This is a genomic window from Dokdonella sp. (genome assembly GCF_041395345.1).
GTDB lineage: Bacteria > Pseudomonadota > Gammaproteobacteria > Xanthomonadales > Rhodanobacteraceae > Dokdonella.
Genome location: NZ_JAWLAR010000009.1, coordinates 146,765 through 172,797, shown reverse-complemented (window position 1 = coordinate 172,797; position 26,033 = coordinate 146,765). Strand labels below are relative to the sequence as shown.

General features: G+C 60.1%; 20 protein-coding genes. 11 read left to right on the top strand and 9 right to left on the bottom strand.

Annotated features, from left to right (window positions below):
• Positions 1-41: 41 nt before the first annotated feature.
• From R3F00_RS10100 to R3F00_RS10085, 4 genes are all read right to left on the bottom strand, one after another.
• The gene (locus R3F00_RS10100; RefSeq protein ID WP_371281660.1) at positions 42-3,194 is read right to left on the bottom strand and encodes an efflux RND transporter permease subunit; all 3,153 of its coding nucleotides are present in this window, start codon (positions 3,192-3,194) and stop codon (positions 42-44) included.
• 8 nt (positions 3,195-3,202) lie between these two features.
• Positions 3,203-4,303 carry an efflux RND transporter periplasmic adaptor subunit gene (locus tag R3F00_RS10095; protein ID WP_371281659.1) on the bottom strand — a complete coding sequence of 367 codons (1,101 nt, stop codon included), beginning with the start codon at positions 4,301-4,303 and terminating at the stop codon, positions 3,203-3,205.
• A 174-nt stretch (positions 4,304-4,477) separates the two neighbouring features.
• Positions 4,478-4,894 (bottom strand): hypothetical protein, encoded by a 417-nt coding sequence (locus R3F00_RS10090; protein ID WP_371281658.1) that lies wholly within the window; start codon positions 4,892-4,894, stop codon positions 4,478-4,480.
• 358 nt (positions 4,895-5,252) lie between these two features.
• Positions 5,253-5,843 carry a hypothetical protein gene (locus R3F00_RS10085; RefSeq protein WP_371281657.1) on the bottom strand — a complete coding sequence of 197 codons (591 nt, stop codon included), beginning with the start codon at positions 5,841-5,843 and terminating at the stop codon, positions 5,253-5,255.
• 194 nt (positions 5,844-6,037) lie between these two features.
• Here R3F00_RS10085 and R3F00_RS10080 point away from each other — a divergent pair, with 194 nt between their 5' ends.
• From R3F00_RS10080 to R3F00_RS10070, 3 genes are all read left to right on the top strand, one after another.
• Positions 6,038-6,430, top strand: coding sequence for a GFA family protein (locus tag R3F00_RS10080; RefSeq protein ID WP_371281656.1), 393 nt, complete (start codon positions 6,038-6,040; stop codon positions 6,428-6,430).
• 194 nt (positions 6,431-6,624) lie between these two features.
• Positions 6,625-7,512, top strand: coding sequence for a cytochrome c (locus R3F00_RS10075; protein ID WP_371281655.1), 888 nt, complete (start codon positions 6,625-6,627; stop codon positions 7,510-7,512).
• A gap of 160 nt (positions 7,513-7,672) precedes the next feature.
• Positions 7,673-8,533, top strand: coding sequence for a lysostaphin resistance A-like protein (locus tag R3F00_RS10070; RefSeq protein WP_371281654.1), 861 nt, complete (start codon positions 7,673-7,675; stop codon positions 8,531-8,533).
• Positions 8,534-8,542: 9 nt separating this feature from the next.
• Here R3F00_RS10070 and R3F00_RS10065 read toward each other — a convergent pair whose 3' ends face one another.
• A complete protein-coding gene (locus tag R3F00_RS10065; protein WP_371281653.1) occupies positions 8,543-9,670 on the bottom strand; it encodes a trypsin-like peptidase domain-containing protein in 1,128 nt (375 codons plus the stop codon).
• A 370-nt stretch (positions 9,671-10,040) separates the two neighbouring features.
• Here R3F00_RS10065 and R3F00_RS10060 point away from each other — a divergent pair, with 370 nt between their 5' ends.
• A complete protein-coding gene (locus R3F00_RS10060; protein ID WP_371281652.1) occupies positions 10,041-12,119 on the top strand; it encodes a diguanylate cyclase domain-containing protein in 2,079 nt (692 codons plus the stop codon).
• Positions 12,120-12,199: 80 nt separating this feature from the next.
• On the opposite strand, the gene R3F00_RS10055 is transcribed toward R3F00_RS10060, so the two are convergent.
• On the bottom strand, positions 12,200-12,625 hold the full coding sequence (locus tag R3F00_RS10055) for an MAPEG family protein (protein ID WP_371281651.1): 426 nt from the start codon (positions 12,623-12,625) through the stop codon (positions 12,200-12,202).
• Between the two features lie 131 nt (positions 12,626-12,756).
• On the opposite strand from R3F00_RS10055, the gene R3F00_RS10050 reads away from it, so the two are divergent.
• From R3F00_RS10050 to R3F00_RS10025, 6 genes are all read left to right on the top strand, one after another.
• Positions 12,757-12,912, top strand: a complete 156-nt coding sequence (locus R3F00_RS10050) for a hypothetical protein (RefSeq protein WP_371281650.1) — start codon at positions 12,757-12,759, stop codon at positions 12,910-12,912.
• Between the two features lie 165 nt (positions 12,913-13,077).
• Positions 13,078-13,932 (top strand): hypothetical protein, encoded by an 855-nt coding sequence (locus R3F00_RS10045; RefSeq protein WP_371281649.1) that lies wholly within the window; start codon positions 13,078-13,080, stop codon positions 13,930-13,932.
• Positions 13,933-14,178: 246 nt separating this feature from the next.
• Entirely contained in the window at positions 14,179-16,122 is a 1,944-nt protein-coding gene (locus tag R3F00_RS10040) for a choice-of-anchor X domain-containing protein (protein ID WP_371281648.1), read from the top strand.
• A gap of 257 nt (positions 16,123-16,379) precedes the next feature.
• Positions 16,380-17,036 (top strand): pilin, encoded by a 657-nt coding sequence (locus R3F00_RS10035; RefSeq protein WP_371281647.1) that lies wholly within the window; start codon positions 16,380-16,382, stop codon positions 17,034-17,036.
• A gap of 39 nt (positions 17,037-17,075) precedes the next feature.
• Positions 17,076-18,092 carry a hypothetical protein gene (locus R3F00_RS10030; RefSeq protein WP_371281646.1) on the top strand — a complete coding sequence of 339 codons (1,017 nt, stop codon included), beginning with the start codon at positions 17,076-17,078 and terminating at the stop codon, positions 18,090-18,092.
• A gap of 5 nt (positions 18,093-18,097) precedes the next feature.
• The gene (locus tag R3F00_RS10025; protein WP_371281645.1) at positions 18,098-18,607 is read left to right on the top strand and encodes a pilin; all 510 of its coding nucleotides are present in this window, start codon (positions 18,098-18,100) and stop codon (positions 18,605-18,607) included.
• Between the two features lie 154 nt (positions 18,608-18,761).
• Here the strand turns inward: R3F00_RS10025 and R3F00_RS10020 are convergent, their stop codons facing one another.
• Positions 18,762-20,723, bottom strand: coding sequence for a DUF2075 domain-containing protein (locus tag R3F00_RS10020; protein ID WP_371281644.1), 1,962 nt, complete (start codon positions 20,721-20,723; stop codon positions 18,762-18,764).
• A 504-nt stretch (positions 20,724-21,227) separates the two neighbouring features.
• Here R3F00_RS10020 and R3F00_RS10015 point away from each other — a divergent pair.
• Positions 21,228-22,409 carry an aspartyl protease family protein gene (locus tag R3F00_RS10015; RefSeq protein ID WP_371281643.1) on the top strand — a complete coding sequence of 394 codons (1,182 nt, stop codon included), beginning with the start codon at positions 21,228-21,230 and terminating at the stop codon, positions 22,407-22,409.
• Between the two features lie 30 nt (positions 22,410-22,439).
• On the opposite strand, the gene bla is transcribed toward R3F00_RS10015, so the two are convergent.
• Both bla and R3F00_RS10005 read right to left on the bottom strand, forming a co-directional pair.
• Positions 22,440-23,297 carry a subclass B3 metallo-beta-lactamase gene (bla, locus tag R3F00_RS10010; RefSeq protein ID WP_371281642.1) on the bottom strand — a complete coding sequence of 286 codons (858 nt, stop codon included), beginning with the start codon at positions 23,295-23,297 and terminating at the stop codon, positions 22,440-22,442.
• 273 nt (positions 23,298-23,570) lie between these two features.
• A complete protein-coding gene (locus R3F00_RS10005) occupies positions 23,571-25,937 on the bottom strand; it encodes a GH92 family glycosyl hydrolase (RefSeq protein ID WP_371281641.1) in 2,367 nt (788 codons plus the stop codon).
• Positions 25,938-26,033: the final 96 nt, after the last annotated feature.

Genomic DNA, 26,033 nt, shown 5'->3' with positions numbered 1-26,033 from the left:
CGCATCTGATCCGGGAAGAAGGGTCGAAGCACTTCAGATGCTCACCGACTCGGTGCAGGATCTGCTTCCACTTTTTGCGGCCGAAGGGTGAGGGTCAGCAGGCTGGGCAGGAACGTCAGCGTGACCACGCTGGAACAGAGCAAACCAGCGAGTACGATGACGCCGACACCACGGTACAACTCGGTGCCGGCCCCCGGGATCAGGACCAGGGGCGCCAGTCCGAATACGGTGGTGAGGGTCGCCATCATGATGGGGCGCACGCGACTGCGCACTGCTTCACGCACGGCCTCGGCGACGCTGGTTCCCGCCACACGCAGATTTTCACGGGTGCGATCGACAATGAGGATCGGGTTGTTGACCACGGTGCCGAGTAGGATCAGGAATCCGAGCATCGTGATCATGTCCAGCGATTGCGTCACCGTGCCGAGGCCGAGCCATCCGAGCATGGCGCCGGCACCATTGAGCACGTGCAACCCGAGTATGCCGCCGGCAATGCCCACCGGGACGGTTACCAGAATCAGCAGGGGATATCCCCAGTGGGAGAAAATCGCAACCAGAAGCAGGTAGCAGAGAATGATCGCGATCAGGAAGTTGCCGCCAAGCGCCTCGCGCGTGGCATCGAGCTGGTCGGCAGCACCGCTGATGGCGATGCTGACACCCTCACCGACTTCGCCTGCCTCGCGAAGTGCCGGCAACATCTCGGTGCGGACCCGCTGCACGGCCGTTTCCAGGGCCACGTTGCGCGAGGGAATGATGTACAGCGTCACCGTACGTCGGCCGTCCACGCGGCGCAGACTCGCACTGTCGACGGTTTCGATGATGTCGGCCAGCGCAGACAGCGGCACGATGCTGCCCGAAGGGGTGAGAACGGGCTGTTGCGGCAGGCCGGTCAGGGTCTGGTCGGAGCCGGCACCGCTGTATAGAAAGATGTCGATCTGGTCGTCTTCCAGCAGAAAGTCGTCGACGTAGGCTCCGTCGGAAAGCGCGGACACCGAGTAGCCGAAATCGCGTGCGCTGAATCCGCTTTCTGCCAGCAGGTTCCAGCGAGGCCGGACTTCTATCAGCGGCTGGTCGAGGGAAAGCGATGAAGGATCGGAGTTCAGCTGTGGATCATCGAAAAGGTCCTGCGCACGCGTCATCGCCGCCTGCGCGGTGGTGTAGAGCGAGGCCATGTCGGGGCCCGAGATATCGAGGGCCACGGCGCGGGTGCCGCCATCGTTGCTCGAAATGATCGAGCCGCGTGAGGAGAATGCACGCATGCCGGGATAGCTGCGGAACAGTTCGGTGAGGCCATCCATCATCGCTTGGATATCGCCGCCGTCGACCGGTTCGCTCATCACCACCAGACTCCCTGCGGAGCCCCACATCGAATAGCCGACCAGTGGAGGAATTGGTGACTTTCCTGCTTCGAAGGCGTCACGCGATGCATGAACGGTCGGGTCCAGTACGGCCCGAATCTCCGTGGCGATGCGCGACATTTCGGTGAGGTTGTATCCGGGCGGAGCGATCATTCTCGAAAATGCCTTGGGCTCTTCGCCTTCTGGCAGGTACTCGGCTGGCGGGGTCAGTTCGAACACGATGAACAGGGTCGCGGCCAGCGTGGCGCCGACGCAGACCGATGCCCGCATGCGCGATGCGGTGAACCAGTCGCCGATGCCGAGCAAGCGCTTTGCCAGGCGATTCTGTTTCGGCTCAGGTGCTTCGGAAACGCCGAGGCCCAGACGCGCGGCAGCGGTGGGAATCAGGCCGATGGCGACCAGCATCGAGGCAAGGATCGAAGCCGACAAGGCAATGGCGATGTCGGAATAGAGCTGGCCCGCTTCCTCTTCCACGAACAGGACCGGTACGAATACCAGCACCGTGGTCATCGTCGATGCGAGCACTGCCGTCCACACCTCGCGCGTGCCCTGCAAGGCCGCCTCGAAACGGTCCAGTCCGCGCCGCCGCGCCTGCTCGATCGATTCCAGAACGACAATCGTGTTGTCCACCGTCATGCCCACGGCGAAAGCCACGCCGGCGAGCGAGATCACGTTGATCGTTCGACCGAACGCCAGCAGGCCGAGGAAGGCGGCAATCGTGCAGATCGGCAGGCCGATGGCGGCGATCATGGTGGCGCGTGCCGAACGCAGGAACAGCAGCATCACCATCGTCGCCAGCAAGGCACCGATGCCAAGATTGGTCCAGACGTTGCGAATCGAGGCCTGCACATAGCGCACATCGTCGCCGAACAGCGTCATCTGCAACCCATTCGGTCGCAGCAGGTCGCGGTTGATGTCGTCGACAACCGGCAGCAGGGTGTTCTTGATGTCGATGACATTGGAACCGGACTCGCGGCGCACCGACAGGTTCATGCGCGGGGAGCCGTCGGCGAACGCGATGCCGCGCAGTTCGTAGTGATCAAGTTCGACCTCGGCGACATCGCCGAGACGCACGCTGGCGTCACCGCGTCGAACGAGGATCAAGTTCTCAAGCTCGGCAATCGTTTCGAAGCGGCCGACGGTGCGGATCAGGTAGCGGCGCTTGTCGCTGTCGAGGTCGCCGGCCGAGGTATCGGAATTGCGCGCGCGCACTGCGTCGCGCACGTCGGTCAGGCTGAGTCCGCGCTGGGCCAGCCGTGCCGGGTCGACGTGGATGCGGACCTGGCGCTCGGCGCCGCCGCCCACATCGACCTGGGAAATGCCCGGTACGCGTTCCATGATCGGGCGAACATTGTCTTCGACGAAGTCGCGCACCATGTCCATGTCGAGGTCGAGCGGATTGCCTGGCAGCGGCGACAGTGCGAAGTACATGAACGCGTTGTTGGAGAACGAACTGCTGTACAGACGCGGCGGATCGACATTCTCCGGATAGCCGCTGACCTGGGACAGGGCATTGCTGGTGCGGATCAGGGCTTCGTTGATATCGACGCCGAACGGAAACTCCAGTTCGATCGAGGCGCGGCCGGTTTCCGCGAATGCGACCATGCGGGTGAGGTTGGGCAGGGTGCGCAGGAACCGTTCCTGCTCGATCAGGATCTCCTTTTCGACATCCTGCGGCGTCGCTCCGGGCCATTGGGTCTCGACTCGAATCGTGCGCACTTCCAGATCGGGAATCATCTGCACCGGAATGCGCAGCGCAGCCGAAATGCCCAGCACGCAGACGATCAGCGCCACGACCGTGGTCAGGGTGCCTCGCCGGAGCATTTCCTGAAGCATGGCCGGTCTCAGCCCTGCGGTGCGACGACGCGCACCGTATCGCCGTCGCGCAACGCCTCATTGCCACGCGTGACCACCGATTCGTCGGCTTTCACGCCGGCCACGATCTCGACCAGGCCATTGCTGTCGCGACCCACGCTGACCTTGCGTCGACTCGCCACGCTTTGCTTTCCGTTTGTCTCGACGACGAACACGCTGTAGCCGCCGTCAGGATGACGCAGCAGGACATCGCGAGGAAGCTGTACCGCACTGGCGCCGCTGCCGGCCAGACTGAAACGCGCTGTGGCCGAAGTGCCGGGAAACAGGGCGGCACTGGGCTCCGACGCCACCACGCGCACAAGGAACGTGCGTGCACCGGAGCCACCGCCGACCGGCACGCGTGCGGTGATGCGTGCGTCAAGAACCGTATCGGGGAGCGTGTCGGGAATCAGTTGTACTGGCGTGTCGTCACGCAGCGCGGAAAAGATCTCCTGAGGTGCCTGCACATCGAGGCGTACCGCATCGAGCGAGACCAGATCGAGAACGGCCGTGCCACGCGCCACCCATTCACCGGCTTCGGCGTGTTTGGCCGTGATCACGCCTTCGAACGGTGCCTTCAGAACATGCCGCTGAACCAGCTCGTCCTGTTCGCGCGCACTGGCTTGCGCAGCAGCGAGGGCTGCCTCGGCCAGTTCGAGTGCAGCGATGCGTGCTTCCAGCTCGGTCTTCGGCAGGGTCTGCTGCGGCACCAGCTTGCGAGCTTCATCGACCCGGCGTTTCGCTTCATTGCGCGAAGCCTGTGCCTGTGCGGCCTCGGCATCCACGCGACGCTGCACGGCCATGGCCAGGGTGGCATCAAGCTTCAGCACCGCATCGCCGGCACTGACCTTGTCGCCGGCATCAACGAGCACCTCGGCGACCAGGCCGTCAACCCGTGGCGACAAGCCGGCGCGGCGCTCCGTTGTCAGCGTGCCGCTCAGTCGCAGTTCCTCGACCACCTTGCTCGCTTGCGCGCGTACCACGACTACCTCGCTCTGGCCCAGGCATGGACCGAAGGCGAGCAGTGCAACACAGCTGAACAGGGTGACGGAGAATCGGCGCACGTAGCGAGGGACAAGAGATGGAGACATGGATGCGGGTTCCTGCGTGCGACGCCGTGGCGCTGGGAGACAAACCATCATACCGGGTCACCGTGGGGTGATTGGTCCGTGAGGGGCAATGGATTGTTTCAGGGTACTAAAGTGCCGGTCGCAAATACGTGCAAGCAAGAACGGCATCAAAACCCCGCCTAGCAAGCGCGGAATCTACGGGCAATTCACGACGCCTGCGTCGATCGCCGGATTGCTGGACCGGTATCGCTGGACCCTGAGTGCAACCCTGGCGAGGTCTCTCCGCAGCCAAGCGCTTGCCTGCTTGCAGATCGTGTCCCTGGATTCGGTCAACGTGGCATCGCCCAGATCGACAATCACCACAGCTCCGTTCGTGCCATCGGTTGCACCCATCAATTTTACCCTGGCGATGCGCAAGCGCTGCTCTTCCCGCCGCGATGCATCGGCGGCCCGCGCAGATTGTTGCGCGCGTGCACGGCTCTCTTGCCGGAAATCTTCCCCAGCCTTCTCAAACTCCTCACCGAGCGTTTCAAGCATGCGTGCTGCGATAACGGAATCCACCCAGCGCTCGTACCAAGGATAGATGATGACGACGGCAAGCAAGATAGACATCGCGACAACGAAGCGACGGCCCCAGGGGTCAGCACGGTCATCCGAATGGCGTCGCCTTGAATACCGAGATCGGGCAGATTCCCAGCTATCGCCACGATTCTCATCGTCCATGACAGAGTTCTCCCTGATTCGACTGAACGCGCATCCAGCCTGAGTCTACAAACTGCCGAGCAACCGGGTCGAGTCGGACGGTAGCGCAATTCGACTCATATGGATGTATCCCAGCCGTTCGTCCTGAGCCTGTCGAAGGACCATTCAAACCTGTTGAAATGCCTTGGAGCACTCAGATCTTGGCGCCTGTCGGCAGGAGTCAGGCAGGTCTGCCAGGAACGAAACATGTCCGGATTTTCCGTTTCGTTCAGCCTCCAATCCAGGCCTGAGAGGCCACCGGATCCAGAGCATCGCGCAGGTTGCAGGCGCCGACGTCTGCGCTGTGGCTGTCGATGTCTTTCTGCAGGGCGCGTACACGCTGTGACTCGATCCGACCCGAATTGATTTCACCCATGGATCGGGACAGTTGCATGGCATTTTCGGCGCAGGGCCAGTTGTGCAACATGGCGTGGGCCTCGGCCAGCTGGAAATACGGCAGGTAATCCAGGTACCACATGCCGTAGGTGCGCTTGCGAGGTTGTGATTCGGGTTTGAGCTCGATGGACTGGCTCAACTCGACGATGGCGCGCTGTGCATCCCCTGCCTCAAGCAAGGCCCGTCCGTACTCGAAATGGAAATACCAGGGCAGCACGTAACGATTCGGGTCAATCCCGCACTGGATGAGTACCTTGCGCCGCAACGCGTCGGCTGCCGTCGGCTGCAGGCTGATCGACTGATACATGTTCGAGCTGGATTCCTGTGCCCGTTCGCCTGGAGAGGGCGCAGCCCAGGCACAGACAGAAAAGGCCAGCGCCGTACCGGTGGCGAGCGCCACGCGCAGCATCGGATTGAACACCATGACCCACCTCCGAAACGCGGTCGCTGAAGGGCGACGTCCAACAATAGAACGAATGGTACTCCTGCAGGCGGCCTGAAGCATTTTCGCGGTGGCCCGGGCCCGAGGCCGGCGCCAACCGACGCGCATCCGCATTGAGCCGAGGATCGCGTGGCCGGATAAACTGTTGCCGACTGATCGCCTGTATGGAGCGAATGATGGCAAAGGGTTCCTGCCTTTGCGGTGCCGTGTCGTTTGAGTTCGACCTTGCTCGGGAGCACGCACCGGATGCCTGCCATTGCAGCCAGTGCCGCAAGCATTCCGGCCACTACTTTGCCTCGACCAACGTGCCTCGATCGGAACTGACGATCCACGGGCAAGACTCGATTACGTGGTATCGCTCGTCGGAACAGGTCAGGCGTGGCTTTTGCAGAATCTGTGGCTCGTCCCTGTTCTGGGATCCTGACCGGACCGCCCACGCGTTCATTTCGGTAGCGATGGGCGCCCTGGAAGCGCCGACCGGATTGAAGTTGGCCAGGCACATCTTCGTTGCCGACAAGGGCGACTACTACGATATTGCCGATGGACTTCCGCAGTACGAGAGGTACTGAGCTGCAACGACAAAACCGGAGTTCAGCCGCGGACCTGGAAACCGTTCTTGGCCAGTTGAAGAAGGCTTGCTGTTGGTATCAATGCTTGAACCATCAGCTGCCGTTCTCGGGTTCTCTGCAACAGGTCAACCCATGTTCTAAAATGCGAAGCCACTTGAATCCTGGCTACTCGTGTCTGACTTGGAGTCAATTCGATGGTGCGTACACTCGTCCTTCTCGCATTGGCTGTCATTGCGGTGCTTCTGCTTGCGATGGGCGGGGTCTATCTTCTGAGTGAAGCGAAATTGAGGGACTTCACGCCCGGGCCTCGATTCACGCAAGCCATTCCGACCGATGCCGCATCGATCGAACGCGGGCGCCATGTCGCGCGCACACGTGGCTGCATGGGCTGCCACGGGCAACAGCTCGAGGGCAAGGATTTTGACGAGCAATGGGATTGGCCGGAGCGCGCGGTGGCTCCCAATCTGGCGCGCTACGTGCGCGAGCATGATGTAGCAACGATAGAAGCGGCGATCCGGCAGGGAATAGGGGCTGATGGCCGGGCGCTCACCTCGATGCCATCGTTCAATTTCACGCGCCTCGGCGATGAGGATCTTGTCGCACTGATCGCGTTTCTCAAATCGGCGCCGATCGTCGAGATCGATTTGCCGACGCCGAAACTAGGCTGGGCGGTGCGCTGGTCTTTTGCGATTGGGGAGGAGAAGCACATGGCGGAATGGGCGGATGCAGTGCCGCCCTTGCGCGTCGATTCCAGGGCAGAGCCGCAACGTGCCCGTGGCGAATACCTGGCACTGACCATGTGCAACGAATGCCATGAGCTTGATGTGCGCGGACTGTCGGTGTTTCCACCACCCACGCCGGACTTGGCGATGGTTGCAGGGATCCCGCGCGCGAATTTCGAAACGCTGATCAAGACCGGTACGGGATTGAACGGTCGGAAGCTCGGTTTGATGGAGTTGGTTGCGCCGGACCGCTTCCCCGAACTGACCGACTCCGAAATCGACGACCTGCATGCCTACCTTTCGTCGCTTGTAAACGAGCCAGCACCTGAGAACGTGTTCTGGCGACCACGGCGCAATTGACGAGGCTTCCAGTTTAGGCCCCGGACGGATGCCGAATTCGCGCAAACCGTTGCAGCAACCAATGGCACATGGCGCAAATTCCGGTGCCGGGTGAGGATTGTTGCGCACGCTCGATGCGTGCCACGGCGAATACCCTTCCTGACACCCGCGAGAGAGCTGCATGAAACGGATCTTCCTCGACGACGAACAGCGTCTGCGCAATGGCTGGTGGATTCTTCTCTTTGTGGGCCTGTTCCTGGCTAGTCGGGCCCTGTACACACCGTTGTCGCGCGGGCTCAGGGAGCTCGGCGTGGCCGGCGAAGTGCTCGAACCGCTGCGCTTCATCATGGTCTTGCTGGTGACCTGGGCCTGCACCCGGCTACGTCGTGAACCGCTGTCCAGCGTTGGCTTCCGGATCGGCCGGCGCTGGTTTGCGCAAGCGGCCACGGGTCTGTTGATCGGCATCTTGGCCATGCTGGTCATCGTCGGCCTGATCGGGATCGTGGGTGGAGTGCAACTTGAGCCGGATCCGGCGCGCAGTGCGAACACATTGTTCTATGGCCTGTATCTGTTCCTGTTTGTGGCCTTGTTCGAGGAAACGCTTTTTCGCGGTTTCCTGTTCCAGCGCCTCGTCGACGGTGCCGGCATCTGGTTCGCGCAGTTGTCACTCGCTGCACTGTTCGCCATCGGCCATTGGGGCAACCCTGGCATGCAGGGCGTTACCGAAGTGGTCGCGATGCTGGATCTGGCGCTGGGTGCGATCCTGCTTGGCCTGGCCTATCTGCGTACCCGCAGTCTGGCCCTTCCGGTCGGCTTGCATCTCGGCTGGAACTGGGCGCAAGGCCACCTGCTGGGTTTCGGGGTCAGTGGCTTCGACTACACCGGCTGGTACCGACCCGTCTTCCAGGACAAGCCGCAATGGCTGACCGGCGGCGAATTCGGACCCGAATCAAGCGTCTTCGCCCTTGCTGTCGATGCAATCCTGATCCTGATCCTGTGGCGCTGGAAAGGCACGACGCCCGCCAAGCGAAAGGCGGCCTGATCCGCAAGATCAGAACGCCTCGTCGATCGCCGTCACCGGAATCGAGAAGCCGATGCCCTGGCTATCCCTGAGCACCATGGTGTTGATGCCGACCACACGTCCTTGCGGATCGATCAGCGGGCCACCGCTGTTGCCGGGATTGATCGGGGCATCGGTTTGCAGGAAACGCCGGCCATCCTCTTCCCGGAATCCGGAGAAAACGCCCGAGGTCACCGTCCAGGTCAACCCTGAAGGATTGCCTATCGTGAACAGCTGGCCGCCTTGTGCCAGTTCCTCAGGATCGCCCGCAGCCAGGAACGGGCAGTCGATACCGTCGATTGTGAATGCGGCGAGATCGTAGTGCTCCGAACTTTGGGCATTGCGCACGGAATACTCCGTGCCGTCCACCAGCGTAACCGTCAGGGCCGAGTCCTTGTATTTCCACGCCTCGTCGCTGATTTTCTCGTCGATCTCGGCGCGAACGTTTTCCGACAGCGTGTCGAGCTCGCTGCCAAGGCGTTGCAACTCATCGCGCAGCTCCTGCAGTTCGGTGGAAGATCCGCCCATCTGCAGCGCCTCCTGAAAGGCGACTTGCAGGCGCTGGATCTCGATCATCAGGGCCTGGCGTCGTTGCAGGTAGGCAGCCTGGACTTCGTCGGAGGAAATGACCTCCTTGCGCAAGCTGGACGAGTCGAATTCGACGACATGCCGATTGGTGATCACGCGACAGGCCGAGTCGACAATGAAGCCCGAGCCGGACGCTCCCCACTCGGTTTCGATGAACACGGTGGCATTGCGGGCGCGCTCGATCTCGTTCTTCGGCGGATGGCTGGCCTCAAGGCGCGCACGGACGCTGCCTGCAGGCGGCTCCTGGTCGATCGGGTCCGGGCTACGTTCGACGACAGCGGCCAGCGTCGGTTCGGGTTCCTTGTCGCGGCTGCCAGCGAGAACAAACCAGCCCAATCCAAGCAGGGCAAGACCCGCTCCCGCAAAGATGGCAAGGCTGGCCGGACTGCGCCTCTCTGATGCCGTCGAAAGTGCAGCCCGTTGCTGCGCTTCCTTGTGAGCCAGATAGGCTGCGTATTTTTCGATGTAGATGCCGCAGGAAGCACACTGGGCGGCGTCAGCCTGATCCGTTCCACACTTCGGGCACTTCATTCCTTGCTCGAGTCCTTTTGTCAGAGTCAGACCAGACAGCCAGCGCGCCCGGTTCAGGCACGATACCCAAGCCAGAGCGCCATGCGAAGACTTCGGTGACCGACCGGCAGGCCGCGAAAAATGACCGGACGACCGAAAAGGCTGCTGGCCCGTCGCCGAACTGTTGACAGGCGTCGCACAAGCTCGCACAACACAAGTTCAGGCGGGGTCTGTTTCAGGCCAGGTGGCACCGAGATTGCATCTCACCGAAGAACCTGGATCCAGCCTCGATGTCCAATCCCGGCAGCGCACATGAAGCGCAGGCCTGGACCCGGGCCGGCCTTGAACAGAAGACCAGACTTTGCCCCCAACCGGTCGGATGACGCCACGAATGGAAATCCATCTCAGTCACGGATTGACGCCCGCGAGCACGATCGCCCGGCTGCTTGCGCTTGCCTGGCGATGGGTCTTGCTGGCCGGCCTTGTCCTGCTGGGCGTTGCCTATCAGTCTTGCCGGGCCGAGTCCGTCGCCAACGAAGACCTCATCCGCCAGCTGCAGGCCTTGCGGGTTGCAGGCGATGTCTCGACCGACGTGCAGCAGCAACTGAAGCAGATCGAGGCACAGATTCCGGCCAGCGCGGATTATCCGCTGCAACGGGAACGTCTTAAGACCCGATTGGCCGTGCTGCACGGGCAGCGCAGTTTCGACGAGATGCTGGCGATGATGCAGGAGCTGCGCGCTCTTGCGGAAGCCAATGGGGACTCGGACACAGTCAACCTGATGGACATCCGCCGGGTGTTCATGAGTCATGTCGATGATGACATCGGCAAGTACATCAGCCAGCTCAACGAAGTCCACGCGCGCATCAGCTCGGATGCTTCCGCAGAAGTCATGGAGGCGCTCGAAGTCAGCTACGGCAACATGTATTTCGATGCGGGCAACTTCGACTCGGCATTGCGCCACCAACTGGCTGGACTGGACTGGGCAGCAAAGCTGCCCGTCGGAAGTGAGCGCGCGCGGCTGTTTCGCCTGGCCACGATTGCCGAGCTCTACAATGCCATGGACTTGCCCGAATCGGCGCTTGAAACGATTGATCGCGCGTACGCATTGCCGATCAAGACCATGCCCTTGCAGAACCGGATCTCACTGCTTGCTGCACGCGCCATGGCGCAGTTGAAGGAGGGCAACCTTGATGCTTCCGAGGAGTCGCTGGGCGAGGCCGAGCAGCTTGCGAAGCAGGACGACTCCACCTTCACGGCGCTGCGTCTGGGAAACCTGCGCGCGGAATGGCAGCTTGCCAGTTTCAGGCCGAAGCAGGCGATCGAGGTGATCGATCGCAACGAAGCCCTGGCCAGGAAATCCGAAAACACCTATTACCTGGCCAAGTGCTGGATGTTGCGCGGCCATGCCCTGATGCAACTGAACCGGGTCGACGAAGGTGCTGCGCTGATGCAGAAGGCGACCGACTTCTTCCAGGGCAAGGGCCAGATGATCGACGTGCTGGATGGACTGGATCGACAGATAGAAACCCTGCGCGGCAAGCAGCAGTTCGAACGTGCCGTGACCCTGATGGAGCAGCGCCAGGCTCTCTGGACGCAATTGTTCCGCAACGAAAGGGCCCGCGCCATCGCCGAACTGCAGGCACGCAATATCGCGCGCGAGCTGGAGCACCGTGTAGTCACCTTGTCGGCCGAGAACCGCATGCAGGAGGAGCGGCTGCGCGCCGAAAAGCTTGGCAAGGCCCTGGCCGTGGTCATTGCCTTGTTCGCCATCAGTCTTAGCGGCCTGTTGTTCCTGGCAATCCGTCGCGCGCGCAAGGAGCGCGACAAGCTTTCCGACATCGTGCGCCTCGACGCGTTGACCGGCGCTTCGAGCCGCTACCAGTTCCAGCGACGCGTCAAGAAGAAGCCTTCATCGTCGACAGGTTTGAAAACGGGACTGTTGTTGCTCGATCTCGACCACTTCAAGGCGATCAACGATCAGCACGGGCACGAGGCTGGCGACGCCGTGCTGATAGCCGTAGTCGAGCGTATTCGGCGAGTGCTGGGCGCGGACGATGAACTCTACCGCTGGGGCGGCGAAGAGTTTCTGGTCATATTCAATGATCGAGATGCCTCGGCCCTGGAGCGCGATGCCCTGCGTCTGCTCAAGGAGGTCGAAAGCGAGCCCGTTCCCTGGCACGAGCAGTCGATGCCCGTCAGCGTATCAGGCGGCTATGTCCACCATCCGCTCGAAGCGAGCTGGAAAGCGCCTCTGGTCGATGCCATTCGCTGGGCCGACGCGGCGCTCTATCACGCGAAGAATTCCGGTCGCCGACGTGTCGAGTTTGTCGAGTTGACAGAAGCCGGCCGCACCGAGCTGGTCGGACGACGACCGATCGACATGCCTCAGTTGATGGACTGGCAGCGGCGTGGCTACGTGACCTTGAAGTCCCTAGTCACAAACAGCACGGCGACTGGGGCAGGCTGAATTCTTGTTGTTGTCAGGTGAATGGCATCGCGAGCTTCGTCAGACAAGCTCGCATTCAGGCTCGCTGGCGAATCGCTGTTTCACCCGTTGAGCACGGCAACGGCGGCCAGCACCAGCATCGCCAGCACCACGATGCAGCCCAGCATGAATACGGGACGACGGATGCGCACGATGTTTGCGCCCGTGTGGACATACGCATGCACGATGCGACTGGCAACGAACAGCCAGGCGAGCCCCTGGGTCAGCACTCCGGTTTCGCCAAGCTCGTACAGCATCAGGACAAGTGCATAGAAGAGCACCGGTACCTCGAACTGGTTGCGGATGTTGTTGTTGATCTTCTGCACGCTTTCGGGCCAGGCATCGGCGTGCAGCGCCCTGCGTACGGGATCGACCTGTCCGTGCTTCAAGGCGCGCGCCTTCGCTACTGCCAGCCCGACATACACGATGACGGTAAGCAACACCTGAACCAGCAAGGGCAGAAATATCAGTGGGTCCGATGTCGCCATGTTGGAAGCCTCGCTGGAGCGTCAATAGTCAGAGTCTAGCGAAGGCAGCGAAGCGGCGTCTGCATGGATGCACCGACAACAAGACAAGCTGGCATTCGCAACGTCAAGGGGGAGACCAAACAGAAGACTCCATGTGCTGGCCGACGGCCACCGACTACCCGAACGTCAGGAACGTCGACTTCAAGAACGGACTCTGGATGGTCGAAGCCGACAATGGCAAGAGAGAAGAATTCAAACCCATGATCGATCCGGACGATGGTTCGGTGATTGGCGAAGCGATGAACTGATCGGGATACACTCATCGCAAGTGATGACTGAGTGACGGAGAGGGCGAACCTGCAGGGATCGCCTTCTTTATTGCGGACCTTGAGATGACACGAACCACTGAACCGGTCGGGTTGACCATCTGCTTGTGGAAGGGATAATTCCTTCGCCCCCTATCAGGATTGCGAATGGCAGACACAACTGCGAATAGCCACGCGAATGCGCGCGTATCAATGACTCGCCGCTTGCTGGTTCTGCTGGCATTCCTGATATGCGTGAATCTGCTGGCTGGGTATGCAGCCATCACGCTGGGGTACCCGTCGTTGTATAATGTCAAGTCCAGTTTTTCGGAATACGCCGTACCTCTGCCATTCTATTGGGGATTTCTTCATATCCCCTCCATGCTGGTCTACGGAACAGGGTTGGTTCTGCTTCCCGGGCCAGGTCAGAAGTGGACGGGTTACTTCCGAATTCTCTGCGTGCTGTCGTTCGCGCTGCTGCTAATGGAGTGGGATAGAAAAATTCCGTTCCTGCTGTTTCCCAAGGTCGACGCACTGGCAGCGCTCGCCTTCAGTCTATTCATTGCCCCGCCGAACAGGCGGGACAACCCAGTACTGACAACAACTATCAAGCTCTCACTCGCGTTGGGAACGATACTGCTCGGCTATCTTGGGTACTCACTCTGGTCGCACCGTGCACCTGAAATATCCAACACTCGGTATGCAAGCGGGACCTTTGAGCTGAAGTCGATTTCGGTCAGGAACGATTTCAAGAAGAGCATGGTGTTTGATGTTGATCTCAAAAGCGAGCTTCCGGAAGATCAACTGTGCGTGCTTGCGCAGAGCCTGGCTGCGGAATTGTTGACGGACTACCCGTTCGATGAAACCTACACCAAGGAAGTGGCCGTCACCTTCAAGCCGCTATCGTTGTCGTCAGGGTCTGAGGCCTATGAGCTTGGAGTCATCACCCTGAGCGATCGCTACAGGGAAAACGATGGAAGCTTTCCCTGCTACCTGAAGTACAGGACCCGCCCGCCTGCATAGACCAGGTTCGGCGAAGGACGAAGCAGGTTCAATAATGCTGGAAAATTGGCCAATCGGCTTTTTTGCAGTGCGTCTTGCTTTTTCCATACGGTAGCGTACAGACTCCCGGAGAGCCTTCCATCGCGGGGAGCTGGGTGCCGATAAGGGGATTGTCGGTACGCAGTGCGATAGCAGGTTCATTGCGGTCGCCCGTATTCGGAGGCCAACCCTGTCGTTCAACCAATGCCTTTCCTGGGAGGGAATGCTGTGAACCGAATCAATCTCGCACTTTCAGTTCTCACGCTATCCATTTCTGCACCCTTGATCGCCGCCGAAGGTGCAGCCGACGTGGCGGCTTTTGCAAAGCAGCTTTCCGGCCCGGCATCGGAGATTGCAAGCATGCGTGCGCCATCTCCGGTCGACGCCACCATTCATTCTCGAAGCGCGCTGTTGCCGGTGCATTTCGCCGGTTCCGGTTCCTCCGAGCGCAGCTGGCAAGCCACGCTGCCGAATGAGAACGGCAAGCTGCGCTTCCTGGTGTTTGAACCGGCCGACGCAAACTGGCAGGTGGACATGCTGACCGCCACAGGTCGCTCGGCACCTGCGGCTTCACGTGCAGCTCGCGTGATCCAGTCCGATTTCGGTATCGAGCGAGCGCGCGTTCCGGCTACTCGCTATGACTTTGAAAAGCTCGATGGCGACAGCTGGACTCTGAAATTGCATGGTGCTGCCGGCTCGAGGGATGGATTTGTCCTTGTCGAAGGGGACGAAGCGACCGAGCTTGCTTCCTACCAGACCCACACCCGCCAGCTGGTCGGACAGCGTCTCGGCCTGACTGCGCTGGTGACGACATCCAGCGACAACAGCGTACAAGTCGGCAATACGGCGGGACGCATCAACCAGGCCAGCATCCGCGTCACTGCTCCGGATGGCAGCCGTTCTACCTATCCCATGTTCGATGATGGTCGGCACAATGACGGCATCGCCGGTGACGGCCTGTTCGCCGGCGACTTCCCGGCTGGCTTGGCAGGGGACTACATCGCACAAGTCGAAGTGCGTGGCGTCAATCATCGCGGCAGGAATTTCGTGCGCACGGCCGAGCACCTGCTGCCCGTCGTCAATGCCAGCATCGACGTGACTGCAACACGCGCCATTGCTGAAGCTCTCGACGATGATCGCTTGTCCATCCGCGTGCCGGTAGAGGCGCGTTCGGCAGGTCAGCACTATCGCGCGATTGGCGAAGTCTGGGGCACGGACGCTCGCGGCAATCCGGTCGCGATTGCCTGGCTCGGTGGCATGGTGAGTCCGAAGGATGGCGCCCTGGCACTGGGCTTCGACGAACGCTGGATCGCCAAGTCAGGCGCGAAGGCCCCGTTTGAGCTGCGCAACCTGCGCATCGAAGATCCGGATCACTTCATCGCGGTCGCTTCGGCCGGCAGCATGGCTCTTGAGCTTCCGAACCTGCGCACAACTGCCCAACCCGCCGACATCGTTGTCGATGAACGCATGACCATGGGACCCCGACCGGCCAGTGTGAGCGGTGCCAATGGGGTCGGCACGCGATTGCTGCTCGTGCACGGCTATTGCTCGGGAGGCGTCTGGCCCGCCTCGCAGTTCAGCAACGATTCGACCTTCCTCGATGTGAACCAGAATCGCAGTCACGATCAGTTCGCGCTGCGCATCCGCGATTTCGGCTCGACCTGGAACTCCTTCGGAACGGTATCGCACAGTCAGGGCGGCGCCGCTTCGCTGCACCTCTATACCTACTACTGGAGCGGCCTGGACAATGCCACCGGCAATCGCCTGATGCAGTCGGTCGGCACGCCTTACCAGGGCACCAACCTGTCCGGCATTCTGGCGACGCTGGGCAGCTGGTTCGGTATAGCCTGCGGTTCCAACAGCGACATGACCTACAGCGGCGCCTCATCGTGGCTATCGGGTGTTCCGAGCTGGGCACGCGCCAAGGTCAACTACTACACCACCTCGTTCAAGTACACCCACTGGTGGGTCAACGACTACTGCCAGTTCGCCACCGACCTCGTGCTGAGTGACCCCGAGGACGGCACCACCGAGCAGACCAAGGGCCAACTCTCTGGTGCCATCAACCGCGGCCACGCCACCGGTCAGTGCCATACCAGCGGCATGCGCGACCCCGCCCAGTACCTGAACTCGAGTCGCAATGCGACGATGGACAGCAACGCGGCGCGCTAGCATCCCTGAGCAGTTCAGCTTCCGCTCGTGGTGAGCTTGTCGAACCATGAGCGGAAGCTTCAGGCGTGAGAGGCGCAGCCCACAGTTGAATACGTCATGGGATGAATCTGCCACACGAACAACTGACTCCGACAAGCGAGGGAGCAACTTGAGGTAGATCCCCAGGGAAGGCGGTCTTGCCTACTTTACGTAGTCTTTCGAAACCGTCAAAACTCCTATATTGTCGATTCGGCAACAAGTTGCCAACGGGGGCGGCGATGTGCACCAAAATGGTGGCGGACGAGCGCCTGCAAACCAACACTGAGTCGATCGGTAGCAGACGCGTCACCGGTGAACAAGACCGGCTGCGCCTGGGTTGCGAGGCTCGACGCGACCCTACAATCCCTTTCGCAATCTCCTGGTCAATCCGTTCCGGCAAGACCATTGCTCATGCGGGATTCTCCCTTGCTGAACTGCTCCTAGTAGTGGCAATCATCAGCATTCTTGCTGCCATTGCCCTCCCAGCCTACCGGGACTACGTCATTCGTTCAGAGGTCGCCGAGGGACTGGTATTTCTTGGCGATGCAAAAATTGCGGTCAATGACTTCTACTCGCGATGGGGGCGAATGCCCGCCAACAACGAAGAAGCCGGGCTGCGCGCGCCAGAGGACCTCCAAGGCAACTACCTGCAGGGTCTCAGCGTGAGCGATGGCTCCATGGTCGCAACCTTGGCGTTAGGCAAGGGCCACAAACGTCCGGCCATGTATCGAACGCTTACTTTCCAGCCGTTTGTGAACGATGAAATCCGTGGCAGTCCTGTTGTCTGGTCTTGCGGGGGTAAAGATCCAGAGTTGTCCAACGGGTACCACGCGATAGGCAACATCGCCGAGGATCCGGTCGACTCAAGATGGCTGCCGTCGATCTGTCGGAAATAGATTGATTACTCACCATTCTCAAGGAATTCAGGAGCATCGATGGCCAGTGCAGCAAATGTTCGTCGCCATCTAGCCGAAGTCTCGCGCCGGCTACTGGCGCTGCTTGAGGAATCGGTGACGCCGGCAAACGCTGTCCAGATACTGGTAGCGGAGAAGATTCTTCCGCCGCAGGCCGGCTCAGCATCAGAATTTCCCCTGTCGTCCGCCATCAGCGCCATCATTCCATCATCGGGCAACCTTCCAAACTCCGCAGAACACGTTGCCAGCTTTGTTCATGACTGCGAAACACGGGGGCGGGGTAAATCGGCGTTGAGGTTGATCGGTCGCCAGAAAATCAAGCGTGCTCAAGGGCGCGTCTCCCTGGGCCTCATCGGGATCGAATTGATTTTGCTGGTAATCGTGCTGACAATTCATTCGATATTTGTGCTACCGCAGTTCAAGGCGATGTTCGAAGCGGCCAATACGCCCATGCCGGCAGTGACGCAGCTTGTGTATGCGTTGATCGGCCCCTCGGGCCCCTTCATCTATGTCGGTATCTTCGTGTTGCTCGCCTTGGTCATCTGGCGAGTATTTCCTTTCTTGTTCGGCCCTTTGCTTCGGCCAATCGACCGACTGCTTCTGACCCTGCCACTAGTTGGATCGGCCATCCGGCAGAGCAACAGTGACAGGATCTCCGGGTGGCTCGGATTCGCTGCTGCTAATTCGTCCTCGCAAAAAGCAGCGATCGAAGCGGCGAAGGACTGGTATATGGGCGATATCCTTGCAAGAGAGTGCGCAGCGATTCTTCACTCAGCGCATCTCGGTCAGGACATCTCGACCTTGCTGGAATGTGCCCCTGGTTTTGATAGCGCATTTCGAGCGGCACTACGAATTTCCGACTCTGAAGACTCGCTCGCGGCAATGCGCGCTCGCTGGCGCATCGCGGATACGCTGCCTGAGCATCAATCAGCAATCGCGCCTGCACTTGCACAGATTGCAATCGGAGTTGTCGTGGCTGCGGTCGTGATCGCAATGTACTCGCCCATCTTCAAATTGGGTGCGCTAGTAGGAAACTGATCGCCATGAAAATACAGGCTGAGAAGAATCGGCTTTGCCACGAAGCTTCCGGGTTCACCTTGATAGAGCTCATGATCGTTATTGCGATCATCGGAATTCTTGCAGCAATGTCGCTGCCAAACTTTCAGGACCGCGTCATTCGCACTCAGGTTCAGGAGACGGTTGTCTTTGTCGAATTTGCCCGTGACGCGGTGCAGGATTTCTACGCGAGGAAGCATCGCCTGCCGGTCAACAATGTCGAAGCCGGACTGCCGCCGGCGGGGCAGATACTTGGCAACTTCATCGCGCAGGTTGAAATTGAGCAAGGGGCGATCAATATTCAATTCGGAAATCGGGTGAACAAATCGATCCAAGGAAATTGGCTTACGTTGCGTCCCGGCGCTGTTGCGAGTGCAAAGCAGGTGCCCATCTCCTGGCTTTGCGGTCTAGCAAGGCCGGTCGACGGCTTGTCCTACAGTGGCTCGAATCGCACCGATCTCCAGCCGCCGGTCCTGCCGATAGAGTGCCGACTGTAGGCGTTCAATATAGGGACTCCTCGAGATGGGCGGGGAAGAGTCTTTGGTGGTCAATCGCTCTCTGAAAAGGAAAACGAATTACTGATCCATATTGCCGGCAGTTGCGAGGTCTCCATGCAAGTTGCAGGAACCGATTCGAAACATCTGGCACAAGCTAAATGCAAGGCAAGCCCGTGGTTACAAGCAGTTCGTAAGCAGGATCATAGAAGCAACTACTACGAGTGGGATCCATTGAGTCGCCTTCAGGCACAACGACTACCATTCCTTGGCGTGCGCGGGTCAACAAGACTCGGTAAGCATTGAGCAAATATCGTCGCCGTTCGTCCTTGAGCACTCGCTGCCAGCGGCTTCCCACGAATCCGAAATATTCCCAACCATCGACGCCAACTCGAAGGTCACCATCCCAGACAACGCATGCCCAGTCCAGTTCAAGGCCTTGGACCTGAAACTCGGTTGCGACATCCTCCATGTAGTATGAGGAGCGAACGTCAAACTTGTCGTGCAGAAACCAATGAATGGGGTCGACCGTCGCTCGAACATCAATTGCATGCGGCTTTAGTCGTTGTGCTTGCGATGAAACAACTATTCCATAGCGCTCGCTCCCACGGGCCTGACTTCGAAGCCAATTCTTTGCTGTCGAAAGATCACGAGTGAGTCGTATTGGGAAATGATGCAGCACTGCTGAAAGTGTGTGCTTTGCCGCCTCCAAATCCAGTGCGAGTAACTGATTGACGAACGATGACACTTTCTCCGACCGAAATGAACGCATGGACGTCGAAAGGTGCAGCGATTCGTCATAGGAAACTTGACTCCGTTGCGCAAGCCTACTTAGCTGGTCGGCGGCGTGATACTCAATTTCCACAAGCCTCGGCGACAGGTGTACGTGCCAGTCTGGAAATCTATCCTGTACCGCGTCCAGCCAAGCGGCAATCCCCGCCTCACCTGTATTGATCTCCTGCCCGCATCCAACGAGGCAAACAACCACCGCCCAATCCTGGTGGCGGTCCATGCAGGAAATCAGGAACTCGGGCTCGGATGCGCTGAAACCGGACAATCCGCGCTTCCTGCGCATGAAGTCGGCGGTCTTTGCCTGGTCCCACGCGCGCTGCGCCTCATCAAACAATGCAACGTGCTCGATCGGTGGCTTCTCGTCGACAAGGCCCTCGTCCCGAAAATGATGAATTGCTTGTATGAATCGCTTGACCGCGCTGCGCGCTTCACCGATTCGTTTTCGATGTCCCTGCTCTTTGCAACGTTGAACCTCGTCGCGCGCCAGTGCCTCGATCAAAACGCGCACAAGTGGGCCGTTGCCAGAAAGAAACACGCTGTAGAGGGCATCGTCCCTGGCGGTATGACGGTTTGCCACGTCCAAACCAATAAGGGTCTTGCCGGAGCCGGGAACGCCAGTGACAAGGCAAATGAACTTACGATTGTGTTGACGTGCCTGCTCAATAAGTTGGCTGATGCGATTCGCGGTCAATGCAAGGTTTTCCGCCCCCGCATCACTACGAGATATGTTTTCGACGGAATGACCGGCGTATAGAGCAGCGGCTGCTTCCACAATGGTCGGTGTCGGGTGATAGCTACCTGCTTGCCAATGCTTCCAGTCGATTGGCGGCGCCTTGAAGAACGCTCGGGCCATGTCAATGACGTTCTTGAGATTGTCTGCGTTCGCTCTAATTGGTTGCAGCAAACCGTCATTGTGATCTGTCACGAGGGTAGCGAGCGGGACCCCGCGTGCATGAGTTGCGACAAGAACGGGTACCAATGGGAGATCATGCGAGGGCTTATGGAAGTTCTTGAGGTCAAGCGCGTAGTCCCAGACCTGGTCAAGGCCGCTCGAAGGGTAGCTGCGCTCACCCACTTTGAATTCCAGGACAAACACAACGTGGTCAAGAATCAGCACTACATCTATTCGCCTTCCAAGGCGTGGAATGGCGAATTCAAAGTAGAGTGCGCCGCGATTTCCGCTGTAGGCCAGTAGCTGCTTGAGTACACTGATCTGCTCTAGCCAGGCTCTCTTCTGGGTCTCTTCAAGCGGGAAATCAGACGCGTCCGCAAGCTGTCCGAGGATCGCGAGCGGGTCGTCTCCAAGGAACGATCCAATGGGTGCCATGTACGCCCAACGCCGCCAACCGATTGCTCCCACAATTCGTCATCCCCAAATCGAGCATGGTTCACCAGGTTACCTGGCCGAACTGTCCGAGCGCAAAGGGGGATTTATTCGGGCTGGCTAGGCCTACTGCGACGCAAACTTTCGGCCGTTCGCGATCCATGGGAACGACTGAGCGAATGAATATCCGGAGCTCTTGCTGAGATAGGCGAGGAGAATCAACTCTTGCTCTTGCAATAGGTTGCCCCTTGCTTTTGGCGAAATGCTTCCACGAGGAGCGCTTCCTTGCCCGTCTACAGCTTGTCGCCGACGGTTGGCATGTGGAGCCTCGGTATTCGTTTTGTGCGTTGTCTGACCATGACGAGCCGCTCGAATAGTTTCTGAGCTCGAAAAGTTGGGCTGCGGATCAAGCCGCACATCGGGCAGGCATTTTGCTTCGCGCTTTTCGGATTGTTGGATCAAGGACTCCAAAGTACACTTCGCCGTCCACCCTGATGGCGGATCCGCATGAAGTTGATCTGGAAGCTCCTCTGCACGCTATGCATTGCGATCAGTTCGCTCGCGCTGGCGGCCGGCGATCCGCCGAAATGGATCGCAGAGGGTCCTTATGTGGACGAGACGTCGATCGAGATCGATGTTCCGATGGAAGTCCTGGCAACCAAGCTCTTTGTGGAAGTGGAAGTGGGCGGTCTGCCGCGCCGCTTCGTGTTCGATACGGGTTCACCGTCGATGATCAGTGCACAGCTCGCATCGGAGATGAAGCTGGAGGTTGTCGACAGGACGAAAGGCAAGGATGCGCATGGCGCTGTAGTCGACACGGACATCATGCAGGCCGATTTCAGCCTGGGCGGGACAACGTTCCACAAGGTGCCAGTTTTCGTCGCCGAGTTTCCGAAGGTGGCGCAATGCCTGTTCGACGGTGTGATCGGATCGGAACTGTTGCCACTGTGTGCGTGGCAAATCGATGTGCAGGATTCCCGACTGCGCTGCAATACCAATCTGAAAGCACTCGAGCACGTGGAAGTTGCCGGTCGACAGACACTTCACGACTTCGGCTATCCACACGCTCCGATTTTCGATATTCGCCTTGCACGCGAAGCCAGCAGCAAGGCCATGCTGGATACGGGCTCTCCCGAGTATCTGGCGATTTCGCCTGCAGATCTTGAGGGCGCAAGGCGAAACGGAGGTATGGGCAAGACCGTTTCCGGATACGGATCCAGCGGTGGCTCGCTGGGTGGGCGTGCGCCAGACACGACCCAGCAGCAGGCCGAACTGAAATCGCTGTCGATCGGAACCCTGTCCCTCGGTCGTGTCGTCGCTACCTTGCGGGAATCGGCACCCAGTCTGATCGGTGCATCAGTGCTGGAGCATTTTGTCGTGACGCTCGACAATCGCTTGCTGTCTGCGTATTTCGAATCGTATCGGGATGGCCCGTATGCCCGGTCCTCTTTCGGCTTCAGCCTGGATTTCGAGGATGCCGTCACGGTAAGCCGGGTCTGGGATGGCTCGCCCGCAGCCAACGCCGGATTGAAGGTGGGCCAGCGCATTGCCTCGATCAATGGTCAGGCAGTTGAGACTTCATGCGCAGGTATTCGCCGTGCGATGAAGGCGGTTTCCGAAAGCGATGCCATCACGCTCGAGACCAATGGTGAATCCAGAACGCTGGAGCGCAAGCCCAATATTCCCTAGCGTTGTGCGTGCTTCGGAAGGGTTTCCCGACTACTCGCTCTTCAGTCTCTTTTCCAGACGTTCACGCGCGGAATCGGCATAGGCGGTACAGAGCGTGCCTGAATTGCCCGGGGACTTCGGCACCTGATCAGGATGTGCCGCCATCGCCACGTCGCACGGAAGCGCGGCCAGCCGATCGATACTCGCCCGCAGCGCAGCCAGCGTCTGCGGATGGTCGCTGAAGCGGTAGTCGTCCGAAGACACGGCATTCAGGCTGTCGAGATAGACCACGTCGCGGCATTGATTTGCATCGCAGGATTGCCAGGTCCAACTCATGCCACCCGGTGCGTGACCGGGCGTAGCGATCGCAGTGACGCGGGTTTTGCCGACGCGGATGACATCGCCATCGTCGACGGCGAATACGGAATCCACGGAGGGGTAGCGTGCGCTTTCGCCAAAAGCAGCTTGCGGGTCGCCTGGACTATAGGGGCCCCGGGTCAATGCGATGACGCCATCACGACCCGCCGCGACACGTGCCCCGGTCATTCGCGCCAAGGCGGCAATGCCGCCGGCGTGATCGAAGTGCGCATGCGAGTTCAGGATCCAGCGGATGTCTGCCGGGTCATGGCCTGTCTTGCGCACGTTCTCGAGGATCTGCGCCGCAGACTGGGGCAGGCCACCGTCGATCAGGATGAGGCCGGCATCGTCCACAATCAGCACCGAAGCAAGCCCCTTGGTGCCGACATACCAGCTGTTCTCGCTGAGCCGCCAGGGCTCGACCGGCTGATTCCAGTCGGTACAACGCGTGCACTTGAACGGCTCCTGGTCGGCTGGCAATGGTGCGACTGGATCGCCCGCGACGGATATCGAAGTCGAAAGAATCAGGATTGCAACGACCACTAGTTTCATGAGCAGATCTTCGGGGGAAGCAAGGTGTCATCATGGCGACTGGTTGTGGCTGAAATCTAGCTCAACAATGACGACTTGCTGACGGTCGTCAAGAATGTGACAGGTCAAGTGCAAAAGATGCCACTCTGGCGTTGACCGGACAACCGAGCAGAACGACCGATGCGTCAACGGGCACTGTGGCGACGTGGGTCCATCGATCGGTGCAGGGAACGAAAGTCTTCCGCCAAGCTCGACGCCTGCGCGCGGAGAATAGGGCGGAATACAAGGCGTCGTTCAAAGTGTGCCCATGGAATAGGGGCGAGCGTTCTTGCCAGTTGCCCACTGCTTGTTCGGTTCGGCCTGCATCGTGAAGTGGAGCTCTCCACCGGCCATGATTTCCTCATGGCGAATGAAGCTGCGTTCGAGCGGCTTGCCGTTGAGGGTGACGCTGCCGATGTAGGTGTGCGCGTCGTCGAGATTCTCGGCAACGATGGTGAAGCGCTTGCCGTTGGGCAGGTTCAGGGCGACGCGATCGAGAAAGGGGCGGCCGATCACGTATTCGTTGCTGGCCGGCGCAACCGGATAGAAGCCGAGCGCGGTGAACACGAACCAGGCGGACATCTGGCCGAGATCGTCATTACCGGCGAGGCCGTCGACGCGCGCGGCGTACTGTGAATCCATGATCTGCTTGAGGCGTTCCTGGGTGCGCCAGGGCTGGCCGGCGTAGTCATAGAGGTAGGCAACGTGGTGGCTGGGTTCGTTGCCATGCGCATACCAGCCGATCAGGCCGGTGATGTCTTCCATGTGCTCGAACAGTTTCGGATCGACTTCGGCATCGAATACGGCGTCGATGCGCTCGACGAATGGAGCATCGCCACCGTACGCCTGGATCAGGCCGGCAATGTCCTGCGGCACATACCACGAGTATTGCCAGGCATTGCCTTCGGTGTAGTCGGTGCCATAGCCGCTGGCGGCAGGATCGAACGGTTCGCGGAACTGGCCGTTGGCCAGCTTCGCGCGCAGGAAGCCGGTTTCCTCGTCGAAGGCATTGCGCCAGTTGCCCGCACGCTTCCCGAACTGGAGCGCCACATCCTGCTTGCCCATGGCTCGCGCCATGCGCGCAATGGTCCAGTCATCGTAGGCGTATTCGAGCGTCTTCGACGCAGCCTCGCCTTCGCGATCGATCGGCACGTAGCCCAGTTGCATGTAGTCGCCGAGGCCGTCGTAGGGGGCATAGCTTGCACTGGCGATCATCGCGTCGAGCGCGGCCTCGCCGTCGTAGCCACGGATACCCTTCATCCACGCATCCGCGATCACCGGCACGGCGTGGTAACCGATCATGGTCCAGGTTTCCTGCCCCTGGAAAGACCACACGGGCAGGATGCCGTAGGCGCTTTCGCGACGTGCGGCGAGCAGCGAGTTGATGAAGTCGTTGGTACGCTGCTCAGGCTGGATCAGGGTCAGCAACGGGTGCAGGGCGCGATAGGTATCCCACAGCGAGAATGTCGAGACATTGCGAAACCCGTTGGCCTGGTGCACGGCATTGTCGGGCCCGCGGTAGCGGCCATCGGCATCCATGAACAGGCTGGGCGCCATCAACGCGTGATAGACCGCCGTGTAGAAGCTCAATCGCATCGATGCGGGCGCTTCCACTTCGAACACGGCCAGCGCATCGCGCCAGGCCTCCTCTGCCCTGGCGAGCACGGCGTCGAAATCCCAGCCCGGCATTTCGGCATCGAGATTGGCAATCGCATTGTCTTCGCTGACCGGCGAGATCGACACCTTGATGACCAGTTCGCGCATGTCGGTCGGAAAGTCGACCACGCCCACCAGCGCCCGACCTTCGATCTGCGCGCGTGCTGAAGGGTCATCGACGGCAGGGGGCGCGAATCCCTTGTAGAGGATGTCCTGCTCGGTGCTGTGCAGGGCATGGCCGATGGCCGGCGTCGAAAAGCGCATCGCGAAATAGAGCTGTCGTGCCGGTGCCCAGCCGCGGGTTTCGCGGAAGCCGGTGAGGGTACCGTCGGCACGCAGGCGCAACCGGGACCACAGGACCTTGCCCGGATAGTCGTACATGCTGGTGCGCAGGTCGATCAGCACATGCGCGGGCTGGTTCGCGGGAAACCGGTAGCGGTGCACGCCGATGCGTTCGCCCGCGGTCAGCTCCGCGCGAATGCCGTAGTCGGACAGGGTGACGGCGTAGTAGCCGGGACGGGCTTCCTCGTCATCGTGCGTGAAACGCGAGAAATAGCCGCTGCCGGGTTGATCGATGCTGCCCGGCTCGATTTTCACTTCACCGGCGATCGGCATGACCAGCAGGTCGCCGAGGTCGGAATGTCCCGTGCCGGAAAAATGCGTGTGCGAGAAGCCGAAGATGGTGTTGTCGTCGTAGCGATAGCCCGCGGCCCAGCCATAGCCTTCCTTGCGGGTCTTCAGCTGTGTATCCGGGCTGAGCTGGACCATGCCGAACGGCACCACGGCGCCCGGAAAGGTATGTCCTTCGCCACCGGTGCCGATGAACGGATCGACCTGCGGGGCTGCGGGCACTGACAGCACTCCCTCTGCGGCAAGGCAGGACGCCGCTGCGAGCGACAGCAAGCCGGCACTGGCCATCGCCAGGACCGCCTGCCGGACAGAGGTGAACACTGGGGCTGCAGGCATTCTCGATTCCTTGGTTTTAAGGGCGCGCCGGGAACGGCCAATGGGTACGCGCCGCACTACATGGCGGCAGGGGCATTCAGTGGCTGGATGGATGCA